Genomic DNA, 11,102 nt, shown 5'->3' on the forward strand with positions numbered 1-11,102 from the left:
ACGGCAATTTAGGCTCCGCCGCCCCGTTCCTTCCGCAGCTTGGCCCAGTAATCCAGCCGCTTGCGGATTTCGCGCTCAAAACCGCGCTCCGGGGGGTCGTAGAAGGTCTGGCGGCCGAGGGCTTCCGGAAAGTAGTCCTGGCCGGAAAAGGCGTCGGGGGCGTCGTGGTCGTATTCGTAGGACGCGCCGTAGCCTTCCGACTTCATCAGCTTGGTCGGGGAATTGAGAATGTGCTTGGGCGGCAGCAGCGAGCCGGCCTGTTTCGCGACCTGCATCGCTGCGCCGAAGGCGGTGTAGACGGCATTCGATTTCGGCGCGGTAGCCAGATAGACCACGGCCTGCGCGATGGCGAGCTCGCCTTCGGGATGGCCGAGGAAGTCGAAAGCATCCTTGGCGGCATTGGCGATCACGAGCGCCTGCGGATCGGCAAGGCCGATGTCCTCGACCGCCATGCGCACGACGCGGCGGGCCAGGAACAGCGGGTCCTCGCCGGCATCGAGCATGCGCGCGAGATAATACAGCGCGGCATCGGGATCGGAGCCGCGCACCGACTTATGCAGCGCCGAGATCAGGTTGTAGTGACCGTCGGCCGATTTGTCGTAGATCGGGGCGCGGCGCTGCAAAATCTCCTGCAACTGCGCGGCATCGAAAATCTCGTCCTTGCGCGCGGCGCGCCAGACTTCCTCGACCAGCGTCAGCGAGGCCCGCCCGTCCCCGTCGGCCATGCGCACCAGCACGGCGCGTGCCTCGGCATCGAGCGGCAGCTTGCGGCCCTCAACCTCCTCGGCATGCGCAAACAGCTTTTCGATCGCGGCCGCGTCGAGCGAGCGAAACACCAGCACGCGCGCCCGGGACAGAAGCGCCGCGTTGAGCTCGAAGGACGGGTTTTCGGTGGTGGCCCCTACCATCACCACGGTGCCATCTTCCATCACGGGCAGAAACGAATCCTGCTGGGCGCGGTTGAAACGATGCACCTCGTCGACGAACAGCAGCGTGCCCTTGCCCATCTCGCGGCGGGCACGAGCGGCCTCGAAGGCCTTCTTCAAATCGGCAACGCCGGAGAACACGGCCGATATTTGCTCGAAATGCAGATCCGTCGCATCCGCCAGCAGGCGCGCCACCGTGGTCTTGCCGGTGCCGGGCGGCCCCCAGAACACCAGCGAGCCAAGCGTGCGCGTCTCCAGCATCCGCGTCAGCGCGCCGTCGGGACCCAGGATATGATCCTGCCCGACGACCTCCGAGAGCGCGCGCGGCCGCAGCCTGTCCGGCAGCGGATGCGGAGCCTCGTGGTCGAGCCCCGCCGCAGCGAAGAGAGTTGGCGTCTCCTGCGGTCGCTTCGGACTCATCCGCCCAGCGTGACGTTGATCTGCTGGCCACCGCGCACCAGCGTGATGCGCCAGATCCGCGGGCGCTCGCCTGCGGCCTTTTCGAGGTCGCCGCTCTTGCCGATCTTCTGGTTGTTGACGGCCAGGATGATGTCGCCCTTCTGGAAGCCGACATTTGCAGCCGCGCTGTCGCTGCCGAGATCGGTGATCACGACGCCTTCGGTGTCGGCGTCCAGATGCAGTTCGTCGGCAAGCGCCGGCGTGATGGTCGAGACCTTCGCGCCCTGGAACGGCGAGCGCGCGGTGACGACGAGTTCGTTGCGACCGACGTCGGGCGCCGTCTCCAGCGCGACCGTCAGCTTGACCGGCTTGCCGGCCCGCTGCACGTCGATCTGCGCCGTGCCGCCGAGCGGGCGCGTTGCGAAGCGATAGTCGAAAGCGTTGGGGTCATCCACGGTCTGGCCGTCGATGCCGGTGATGAGATCGGAGGATTTCAAGCCGGCCTTCGCCGCCGGGCCGTTCGACACCACGCTGGCGACCAGCGCACCGGTCGGCGAGCGCAGGCCGAGGCTCTCGGCGATCTCGGGCGTCACCGCCTGCAATTTCGCCCCTAACCAGGGCCGCTTCACCGCCTTGCCGCCGCTCCTGGCGGAGGCGACGACGACGCGCACCATATTGGCGGGGATCGCGAAACCGATGCCTTGCGAGCCGCCGGAACGCGAATAGATCGCGGTGTTGATGCCGGCGAGCTTGCCGCTCATGTCCACCAGCGCGCCACCGGAATTGCCGGGATTGATCGCCGCATCCGTCTGGATGAAGAACTGGTAGTCGGTGATGCCGACCTGCGTGCGTGCCAGCGCCGAGATGATGCCGTGGGTCACGGTCTGGCCGACGCCGAAGGGATTGCCGATCGCGAGCACGACGTCACCGACCAGCAACTCGTCGGAATTGGTGAAGTCGAGGGTCGGGAATTTCTCCTTGGTGTCCTTCAGGCGCAGCACTGCGAGATCGGTACGCGTGTCCTTCAGCAGGATCTCGGCCTCGAACTCGCGCTTGTCCGAAAGCGACACTTTCACCTGATCGGCGCCTTCGATGACATGGACGTTGGTGACGACGAGGCCCGAGGCATCGACGATGACGCCGGAGCCGAGCGAGCGCTGCATCTGCTCGGGCTGCTGGCCCGGCACGCCGAAGAAGCGGCGGAAGATCGGGTCGTCGAGCAGAGGATTGCGGTTCTGCACCATCTTGGCGGCATAGACGTTGACGACCGCCGGCTGCACCCGCTGTACGATCGGCGCATAGGACAGCCGCAGTTCGGCCGGCGATGACGGGACCCGGCGGTCCTGCGCCGCAGCCGGATCGAAGCTGGCCGAAAAAGCTATGCACAATGCGGTGATGACGGCGGCGCGGATCGAACGAAACATTCCTACCTCTCGGAAAAGACGCCGGAATATAGGCGCGTTCGCCCCCCAATAGAAGGGCGCCGGACGGCAATATTCAGTCCCTTCCGGTGTCGCCCAAATGCAAGCCCGGCGTGCGAAATGGCAATTCGCCTGGGCGCCGGATTGGCATGATGCGCGTCATCTTGCATTCTGGCCGACGGTGGATTCGGTTGCAGCGAATTTGCATCATTGGGAACCGCACAACCGGGCCGCGCCGTCGCGGGGCAGTCATCGATCGATCCTAGGCTCTCCGCCAGTGACTTGGGGAAGTTCATCAAACGATGGAGTCATGACGTGAGCAGGACAAGAATTGCAGCCACGGCGATTGGTCTCGCCGGCGCGCTGGCGGCCTCGCAGGCCCACGCCCAATCGACAAGCAGCAGCGATCAGGAGATCGCGCTTCTGAAGCAGCAGTTGAAGATGCTGGAGCAGAAGCTCGACAAGCTCCAGAGCCAGACCGCCGCGAACACCGCGGCCACGGCGAAGGCCAGGGTTGAAGCGAAGGCAGAGGCAAAAGCCGAAGCTCGATCCGAAGCGAAGGCCGTCGTCGCCAATGCCAACGCGGCGATCCCGCTCAAGGGACCGGCGCCAGCCTCGGGCGTCGTCGTGACGATGCCGAACAACCGTCCGACCATCTGCACCGCCGACCAGGCGAACTGCGTCGCGATCACCAGCCGCGTGCACTGGGATGTCGGCGGCTACGACTATCGTCCCAACACGGCGGCGACCGTTCCGCAAAAGCTCGACAGTGGCGAGAACGTCCGCCGCGCGCGCATCGGACTTACCGGCAAGTTCTTCAACGACTGGAACTTCGCACTGGTCTACGACTTCGGGGGCACTTCCGACGGATTCGGCGGCGCAGCGCCTGGCTCGCTGCCCGGCGGCGGCGTCTCCGGCGTCGAGAACGCCTATCTCAGCTACACCGGCCTGAAGCCGTTCGGTGGACGGATGGCGATCGAGGCCGGCGTCATGGACTTGCCATACACCATGGACGAGGCCACGAGCTCCAACGACATCATGTTCATGGAGCGCGCCTCGCCCGGCGTCATCGCGACCAACATCGCCGCCGGCGACTTCCGCTCGGCTGTCGGCACGCGCTGGTTCAACGACCAGCTGTGGATCGGCGGCTATGTCACGGGGCCCTCGACAGGTGCGGTTCACTCCGCCTCGAGCGCGGCTCCGGCGGGCACGAGCGAGCAATACGGCGCGGTGGCGCGTATTGCCGGCAACCCGGTCAGCGGCAAGGACTACTCGGTGCATATCGGCGCCGATGCGCAATGGCTGATTCAGCCGCCGCGCAATCTGATCGCCAACACCCAGACGGTCACGCTGAGCGATCGTCCGGAATTGCGTCTCGATCCGACCACGCTGATCTCGACCGGCGCCATCGCCAATGCCTCGGGCGCGCAGGTCTATAGCGTCGAGGCAGCAGCGACCTATGGTCCCTTCATCGTTCAAGGCGAGTATTTCTGGTACAATGTGGACCGAACAGCCCACACCGGCGTGCCGCTGGTCGGTGCGCCGAGCCTGAAATTCCAGGGCGGTTACGCGCAGGCCGGCTACGTGCTGACCGGCGAAGGCCGGAGCTACAACGCGGCGAACGCGGCCTACAACGGCGTCAAGCCGGCACATCCGTTCTCGCTCGACGGCGGCGGCTGGGGCGCCTGGGAAATCGCGGGACGCTTCTCGACGATCGACCTCAACAACCAGTTGGGAACAGCGACCGGCATCGCCGGCGGCCGGCAGATCGTCTACACGGCGGCGCTGAACTGGTACGTCAACGGCAACGTCCGCTTCATGCTCGACTATCTGCACGGCACGGTGTCGCGGCAGGCCTCGCCGGTCTCGACCGCCGATGTCGGCTCGAAGTTCGACGCGGTCGCGATGCGCACGCAGTTCGCGTTCTGAAGCGAGATCTTCCGGGAGCGGCACGGTCCGCTCCCGGATACCTATGCGGCGCGCTTCGGCTTCTTCACGACCACCGGCGGCGGCGCGCAGGACAGCCGCTGCTGATGGCTCTCGCCCCACGCCTTCAATATGTCGATCACCGGTCGCAGGCTCTCACCGAGCTCGGAGAGGCAATACTCAACGCGCGGCGGCACCTCGGCATAGACCTTGCGAATGACGAGCTTGTCCTCCTCCAGCGCGCGAAGCTGCTTGGTCAGCATGCGCTGGGTGATGCCCGGCATCCGGCGGCGCAGTTCGCCGAAGCGCTGGGTGCCGTCCTGGAGGTGGTAGAGGATCACGCCCTTCCACTTGCCGTCGATCAGATCCAGCGTCGCCTCGACCGAGCAGCCGGGACGCCGGGCAAAATCCCGCCGTTTCATGCGTGTTTCCCTATAGTATCCAAACAGGGACTATATCCCCGAATTTACAGTACTTGCCAAATCGGAGCCAGAGCGACAGTTAGCAAGCCAGGCGCACACCTCACAAGCTCTGCGCCATCTGATGGAGACAAGCCATGAAGGCCGTCGGCTACAAGAAATCGCTTCCGATCGAGGATCAGGACGCGCTGTTCGATTTCGAGACCACAAAGACCGAGCCCAAGGGCCGCGATATCCGCGTCGCCGTAAAGGCGATCTCGGCCAATCCGGTCGACTACAAGGTTCGCAAGCGCGCAGCTCCACCCGAGGGCGAGACCAAGATTCTGGGCTATGACGCGGCCGGCGTGGTCGATGCCGTCGGGCCCGAGGTGACGCTGTTCAGGCCGGGCGACGAGGTGTTTTACGCCGGCTCGATCCTGCGCCAGGGCACCAATTCCGAATTCCATCTGGTCGACGAGCGCATCGTCGGCAACAAGCCGAAGAGCCTGTCGTTTGCGCAGGCCGCCGCCCTCCCCCTCACCTCCATCACCGCCTGGGAATTGCTGTTCGACCGGCTCGGCGCGGTGCCCGGCACGAGCGTCGACCCACGCACGCTGCTGATCACGGGCGGCGCCGGCGGCGTCGGCTCGATCCTGATCCAGCTTGCGCGCCGCCTCACCGGTCTCACGGTGGTCGCGACCGCGACGCGGCCGGATTCGCAAAAATGGTGCCTCGACCTCGGCGCGCATGCGGTGATCGACCACGGCAAGCCGATGAAGGAGCAGATCGAGAAGCTGAAGCTGCCGCCGGTCGCGCTGGTCGCGAGCCTCACCTTCACCGAACAGCACTACAAGGCGATCGCCGAGTTGATGGCGCCGCAGGGCAAGTTCGGCCTGATCGACGATCCGCCAGAGTTCACCATGAGCACGTTCAAGGGCAAGGCGATCTCGGTGCACTGGGAATCGATGTTCACGCGCTCCTCGTTCCAGACGCCGGACATGATCGCGCAGCATCATCTGCTCAATGACGTCGCCGACCTCATCGACAAGGGCGTGCTGCGCACCACGCTCGACCAGACTTTCGGCACGATCAACGCGGCCAACCTCAAGCGCGCGCACACGCTCTTGGAGAGCGGCAAGTCGCGTGGGAAGATCGTGCTGGAGGGGTGGTAGCAGCCACAGCGTTGCTGCGTAGGGTGGGCAAAGGCGCACTCGCGCCGTGCCCACCATCTCTCGACAGATGCGGCAGAAGTGGTGGGCACGCTTCGCTTTGCCCACCCTACGATTCCAGCGTCACGCCCTCGACGAACATCAACCGTCGCTCCAGCGCCGTATGCCGCAGCTTCAGCGCCTCGGCATATTCCGCCGACGCGTACCATTCGCGCGCCCGCGCCATCGTGGGAAACTCGACGATGATGATGGTCTTGGGCGGCGGGCCACCCTCCACCACCTCAGTGGCGCCGCCGCGCGCGAGGTAGCGGCCGCCATATTGCGCGATGGTTGTTGCTGCAAGCGAGCGATAGGCCTCCATCGCGGCCCTGTTGCGGGCCTCGACTTCGGAGATCACATAGGCGGGCATGTGTGCGCCTCACGCGATCGTGTTGACGATGCCGCCTTCCGCGCGCAGTGCCGCTCCGTTGGTCGCAGAGGCTTGCTTCGAGGCGACGTAGACAACCATGTTGGCGATCTCGTCGACGCTGGCGAAGCGCTGGATCAGCGAGCTCGGCCGATGCTGCTTGACGAAATTGGCAGCGGCTTCATCCACCGACTGTCCATTCTGCTTGGCGAGATCCTTCACGAAGGTCTCGACGCCTTCCGACATGGTCGGACCCGGCAGCACGGAATTGACGGTGACGCCGGTGCCGCGGGTGAGCTGGGCAAGCCCGCGCGCGACCGAGAGCTGGGCCGTCTTGCTCATGCCGTAATGGATCATCTCGACGGGAATGTTGAGGCCGGATTCCGAGGAGATGAAGACGATCCGGCCCCAATTGCGCTTGAGCATACCCTTCAGATACGCGCGCGACAGCCGCACGCCGCTCATGACGTTGACCTCGAAGAAGCGACTCCAGTCCTCGTCGGGAATGTCGAAAAAGTCCTTCGGCTCGAAGATGCCGGCATTGTTGATGAGGATGTCGACCTCGGGCAGCGCCGCCACGAGCGCCTTGCAGCCCGCCGCCGTCGAGACGTCGGCGGCGATGCCGCGCACCTTGGCACCGGCCGCCTCCAGCTTACGCACGGCCGCATCGACCTTGTCCTGGCCGCGACCGTTGATCACGACGCTCGCGCCTGAGCCCGCGAGGCCCTTGGCGATGGCGTGGCCGATGCCGGCGGTCGAGCCGGTCACGAGGGCGGTCTTTCCGGAAAGGTCGATGTTCATGCGTCGTCTCCATTGAGGCTGACGCAGATATCGTGCGCTGCACAAGCAGCTTCAATCGCCCTCACCGACGCGTGAGGATCAGTTGCGCGCCCGTAGTGTCCTGAGAAAGGCGACGATCGCATCGAGGTCCTGCGCCGTCATGCTGGCGTAGGCAGCATAGGCCATCGGCGGCTTGAGCTTGCGGCCGTCGCGCGCGATGCCTTGCGTAATCGCACGTTTGATTTCGTCATCGCTCCACGCGCCGAGACCTGCGCCGGGATCCGGGGTGATATTGGGGGAGACGGATTCGCCCCAGGGCCCCCTAAATGTCCGACCGCCCTTGCCGCTCGCTGCGGCGAAATCGTGCACGGCGGACGGGCCCTCCGGCGTGTGGCATTCCAGGCAATGGGCGATGGTCAGCAGATAACGGCCATGCGCAAGCTGGTCGGACAGCTCCTGCTCGCTCGCCTGCTTGCCGGCATAGATCGGCGTCTCCGGCTTCAGCGCGATCTTGTATTCCGGGGCCGGCGTCTCGTGTCGCACCGGAGGCACGGAGCGCAAGTAAGCCGCGAGCGCATCGAGATCGCGGGCGGTGAGCACCGTGTAGAACGCAGTCGGCATGATCGGCGCGACCCTGGTCCCGTTCGGCCTGTTGCCGTTGACGAGAAACCGCTTCAGCTCGGCGTCGCTCCAATTGCCGATCCCGGTGTCCTTGTCCGGCGTGATGTTGGAACCGGTGACCTTGAATGCCGGCTCGTCGAAGGTCTGCCCGCCCGACAATGCGCGCGAGAGATCGAGGCCCTGCGGCGCGCGCGGGGTGTGGCAGTTGTGGCAGACCATCACGCTGTTGACGAGATAGGCGCCGCGCTCGACCAGCGTCTCGCAGGTGGCCGGCGACATCAGCATCGCCAGCGCAATCCCAACCACAATCCTCATGTCAGCCCCCCGGCCCGCATTGCCTTCAACAAAACGATCGTGCGCGGCATGAGATATCGCCGCGCTATAAAAAAAGCGGCGCCCTGGGGCGCCGCTTTCTGAAAACTGAAATGCCGGTCGGCTTACGCCGCCTCGGCTTCCTTCTCCTGCACCGGACCGGAATCCTGGCCCTTGGCATCGACGTCGCGATCGACGAACTCGATCACGGCCATCGCGGCGTTGTCGCCGTAGCGGAAGCCGGCCTTGATGATGCGGGTGTAGCCGCCCTGGCGGTCCTTGTAGCGGGTCGCCAGGACGTCGAACAGCTTCCTGACCTGATCCTTGTCGCGCATCTCGGAGATGGCCTGGCGGCGCATGGCGAGACCGCCCTTCTTGCCGAGGGTGACGAGCTTCTCGACGATCGGACGCAGCTCCTTCGCCTTCGGCAGCGTGGTGACGATCTGCTCGTGCTTGATCAGCGCGGCGCACATGTTGGCGAACATCGCGCGGCGATGCTCGGCAGTGCGGTTGAGCTTCCGATGAACCTTGCCGTGACGCATTGATCTATTCCTTGACTTGTCTTCGTCGCGACGGTTCGTCGGACTTGTTGCTCAGGTGGGCTGCCTGCGTTCGCCCGCTAAAGCGCGATGAACTCGCGCTTTAGCCTGTCGTAGCTCGGATCAGTAGTGATCCTCGAAGCGCTTGGCGAGCTCGTCGATGTTCTCCGGCGGCCAGCCCGGCACTTCCATGCCGAGATGCAGACCCATCTGGGCCAGCACTTCCTTGATCTCGTTCAGCGACTTGCGACCGAAGTTCGGGGTGCGGAGCATTTCGGCTTCCGACTTCTGCACGAGGTCGCCGATGTAGACGATGTTGTCGTTCTTCAAGCAGTTGGCCGAACGCACCGACAGCTCGAGCTCGTCCACCTTCTTGAGGAAGGCCGGGTTGAAGGCGAGGTCCGGGATGATCTCCTGGGCGACTTCCTTGCGCGGCTCTTCGAAGTTGACGAACACGTTGAGCTGATCCTGCAGGATGCGGGCGGCGTAGGCCACCGAGTCATCCGGCGAGATCGCGCCGTTGGTCTCGATCGTCATGGTCAGCTTGTCATAGTCGAGGATCTGGCCCTCGCGGGTGTTCTCGACCTTGTAGGAGACCTTGCGGACCGGCGAGTACAGGCTGTCGACCGGGATCAGGCCGATCGGCGCGTCCTCGGGACGGTTGCGCTCGGCGGGCACGTAGCCCTTGCCGGTGGCGACCGTGAACTCCATGCGAATCTCGGCGCCCTCGTCGAGGGTGCAGATCTGCAGGTCCGGATTGAGCACCACGACGTCGCCGACGGTCTGGATGTCGCCGGCGGTGACGACGCCCGGGCCCGACTTCTTGACGACCATGCGCTTGGGGCCTTCGCCCTGCATCTTGATCGAGATGTCCTTGATGTTCAGCACGATGTCGGTGACGTCCTCACGGACGCCCGCGATCGAGGAGAACTCGTGCAGCACGCCGTCGATGTGCACCGACTGCACCGCCGCGCCCTGGAGCGAGGAGAGCAGGATGCGGCGCAGCGCGTTGCCGAGCGTCTGGCCGAAGCCGCGCTCGAGCGGCTCGGCGACGATGGTCGCAAAGCGGTTCGAATCGCTTCCGGGGGTCACCTGGAGCTTGTTCGGCCGAATCAGTTCTTGCCAATTTTTCTGGATCGTCACTGTTTCACCCATACGGGCCAGTCGAACTGCGATTGCAGATTCTGGCGTTGGAGAAAGGCCGCGGGTCGCACCCGCAGCTTCTTAAAAAAAGTCATCGCAGGCGACGATGGCGCCCGCGACCTCGTATCAAACGCGCCGACGCTTGCGGGGACGGCAACCGTTGTGCGGGATCGTGGTCACGTCGCGGATCGAGGTGACGGTGAAGCCCGCGGCCTGGAGCGCGCGGAGCGCCGATTCGCGGCCCGAACCGGGACCGGCGACTTCGACTTCCAGCGTGCGCATGCCGTGCTCCTGCGCCTTCTTGGACACGTCCTCGGCGGCAACCTGCGCGGCGTACGGGGTCGACTTGCGCGAGCCCTTGAAGCCCATCGTGCCGGCGGAAGACCAGGCAATCGTGTTGCCCTGCGCGTCGGTGATGGTGATGGTCGTGTTGTTGAACGACGAGTTCACGTGCGCGACGCCGGAGGCGATGTTCTTGCGCTCACGACGACGAACGCGGGTGGCTTCCTTGCCCATGGAGTACCTTTCCTGGAGATCTCAAACGCCGCCGTAATGCCAGCGGCTACACCTGTGGAACGAAAGGCGTGTGGCGAACGGGCCATCCCCTTTCGCCACACGCCGTGATTGGATTCGAAAACTTACTTCTTCTTGCCGGCGATGGCCTTGGCCGGGCCCTTGCGCGTGCGCGCATTGGTGTGGGTCCGCTGACCGCGCACCGGCAGGCCGCGACGATGGCGCAGGCCGCGATAGCAGCCGAGGTCCATCAGACGCTTGATGTTGATGCCGACCTCACGACGCAGGTCGCCCTCGACGAGATAGTCGCGGTCGATCACTTCGCGGATCTGGAGCACCTCAGCATCGCTGAGCTGATTGACGCGACGATCCGCGGGGATCTTCACCTTCTCCATGATCTCACCGGCGATCTTCTGGCCGATGCCATGGATGTACTGGAGCGCGATGAGAACGCGCTTGTTGGTCGGAATGTTCACGCCGGCAATACGGGCCACGGCCTTCTCTCCTGTTGCCGATCCCTCGTCAGGAACCGGTCTTTAAGTGCTTGGT

12 protein-coding genes are annotated in these 11,102 nt (G+C 64.8%); 2 read left to right on the forward strand and 10 right to left on the reverse strand.

Going from position 1 to position 11,102, the window contains the following annotated elements; all coding sequences use genetic code 11:
* Positions 1-8 precede the first annotated feature (8 nt).
* A complete protein-coding gene (locus tag NR187_RS27850; protein ID WP_256808344.1) occupies positions 9-1,346 on the reverse strand; it encodes a replication-associated recombination protein A in 1,338 nt (445 codons plus the stop codon).
* Complete coding sequence (locus NR187_RS27855; RefSeq protein ID WP_211386637.1) at positions 1,343-2,749, reverse strand: DegQ family serine endoprotease; 1,407 nt, start codon at positions 2,747-2,749, stop codon at positions 1,343-1,345. Before NR187_RS27855 ends, NR187_RS27850 begins: the two co-directional genes overlap by 4 nt.
* Before the next feature lie 312 nt (positions 2,750-3,061).
* Here NR187_RS27855 and NR187_RS27860 point away from each other — a divergent pair, with 312 nt between their 5' ends.
* Positions 3,062-4,675, forward strand: coding sequence for an OprO/OprP family phosphate-selective porin (locus tag NR187_RS27860; RefSeq protein ID WP_256808345.1), 1,614 nt, complete (start codon positions 3,062-3,064; stop codon positions 4,673-4,675).
* 41 nt (positions 4,676-4,716) lie between these two features.
* Here NR187_RS27860 and NR187_RS27865 read toward each other — a convergent pair whose 3' ends face one another.
* Positions 4,717-5,094, reverse strand: a complete 378-nt coding sequence (locus NR187_RS27865; protein ID WP_211386639.1) for a helix-turn-helix domain-containing protein — start codon at positions 5,092-5,094, stop codon at positions 4,717-4,719.
* Between the two features lie 134 nt (positions 5,095-5,228).
* On the opposite strand from NR187_RS27865, the gene NR187_RS27870 reads away from it, so the two are divergent.
* Positions 5,229-6,242 carry a zinc-binding alcohol dehydrogenase family protein gene (locus NR187_RS27870; RefSeq protein ID WP_256808346.1) on the forward strand — a complete coding sequence of 338 codons (1,014 nt, stop codon included), beginning with the start codon at positions 5,229-5,231 and terminating at the stop codon, positions 6,240-6,242.
* Between the two features lie 106 nt (positions 6,243-6,348).
* On the opposite strand, the gene NR187_RS27875 is transcribed toward NR187_RS27870, so the two are convergent.
* The 7 genes from NR187_RS27875 to rpsM all read right to left on the reverse strand — a co-directional run bounded on the left by NR187_RS27875 (position 6,349) and on the right by rpsM (position 11,047).
* Positions 6,349-6,648, reverse strand: coding sequence for a DUF1330 domain-containing protein (locus NR187_RS27875; RefSeq protein ID WP_211386641.1), 300 nt, complete (start codon positions 6,646-6,648; stop codon positions 6,349-6,351).
* 9 nt (positions 6,649-6,657) lie between these two features.
* Positions 6,658-7,446, reverse strand: coding sequence for an SDR family NAD(P)-dependent oxidoreductase (locus NR187_RS27880; protein ID WP_256808348.1), 789 nt, complete (start codon positions 7,444-7,446; stop codon positions 6,658-6,660).
* 78 nt (positions 7,447-7,524) lie between these two features.
* Positions 7,525-8,361, reverse strand: coding sequence for a cytochrome c (locus NR187_RS27885; RefSeq protein ID WP_256808349.1), 837 nt, complete (start codon positions 8,359-8,361; stop codon positions 7,525-7,527).
* 122 nt (positions 8,362-8,483) lie between these two features.
* On the reverse strand, positions 8,484-8,900 hold the full coding sequence (gene rplQ / locus NR187_RS27890) for a 50S ribosomal protein L17 (protein WP_211386643.1): 417 nt from the start codon (positions 8,898-8,900) through the stop codon (positions 8,484-8,486).
* A gap of 120 nt (positions 8,901-9,020) precedes the next feature.
* Complete coding sequence (locus NR187_RS27895) at positions 9,021-10,052, reverse strand: DNA-directed RNA polymerase subunit alpha (protein ID WP_063195091.1); 1,032 nt, start codon at positions 10,050-10,052, stop codon at positions 9,021-9,023.
* A gap of 114 nt (positions 10,053-10,166) precedes the next feature.
* Positions 10,167-10,556 (reverse strand): 30S ribosomal protein S11, encoded by a 390-nt coding sequence (gene rpsK / locus NR187_RS27900; protein WP_007603045.1) that lies wholly within the window; start codon positions 10,554-10,556, stop codon positions 10,167-10,169.
* A gap of 122 nt (positions 10,557-10,678) precedes the next feature.
* The gene (gene rpsM, locus NR187_RS27905) at positions 10,679-11,047 is read right to left on the reverse strand and encodes a 30S ribosomal protein S13 (protein WP_211386644.1); all 369 of its coding nucleotides are present in this window, start codon (positions 11,045-11,047) and stop codon (positions 10,679-10,681) included.
* Positions 11,048-11,102: the final 55 nt, after the last annotated feature.

This window comes from Bradyrhizobium sp. Bra64, from assembly GCF_024519875.1.
GTDB lineage: Bacteria > Pseudomonadota > Alphaproteobacteria > Rhizobiales > Xanthobacteraceae > Bradyrhizobium > Bradyrhizobium japonicum_G.

Excerpts from the sequence above, each read along its gene's own strand:
- NR187_RS27850 (WP_256808344.1), bottom strand. The coding sequence starts at position 1,346 with ATGAGTCCGAAGCGACCGCAGGAGACGCCAACTCTCTTCGCTGCGGCG.
- NR187_RS27855 (WP_211386637.1), bottom strand. The coding sequence starts at position 2,749 with ATGTTTCGTTCGATCCGCGCCGCCGTCATCACCGCATTGTGCATAGCT.
- NR187_RS27865 (WP_211386639.1), bottom strand. The coding sequence starts at position 5,094 with ATGAAACGGCGGGATTTTGCCCGGCGTCCCGGCTGCTCGGTCGAGGCG.
- NR187_RS27870 (WP_256808346.1), top strand. The coding sequence starts at position 5,229 with ATGAAGGCCGTCGGCTACAAGAAATCGCTTCCGATCGAGGATCAGGAC.
- NR187_RS27875 (WP_211386641.1), bottom strand. The coding sequence starts at position 6,648 with ATGCCCGCCTATGTGATCTCCGAAGTCGAGGCCCGCAACAGGGCCGCG.
- NR187_RS27880 (WP_256808348.1), bottom strand. The coding sequence starts at position 7,446 with ATGAACATCGACCTTTCCGGAAAGACCGCCCTCGTGACCGGCTCGACC.
- NR187_RS27885 (WP_256808349.1), bottom strand. The coding sequence starts at position 8,361 with ATGAGGATTGTGGTTGGGATTGCGCTGGCGATGCTGATGTCGCCGGCC.
- rplQ (WP_211386643.1), bottom strand. The coding sequence starts at position 8,900 with ATGCGTCACGGCAAGGTTCATCGGAAGCTCAACCGCACTGCCGAGCAT.
- NR187_RS27895 (WP_063195091.1), bottom strand. The coding sequence starts at position 10,052 with ATGGGTGAAACAGTGACGATCCAGAAAAATTGGCAAGAACTGATTCGG.
- rpsK (WP_007603045.1), bottom strand. The coding sequence starts at position 10,556 with ATGGGCAAGGAAGCCACCCGCGTTCGTCGTCGTGAGCGCAAGAACATC.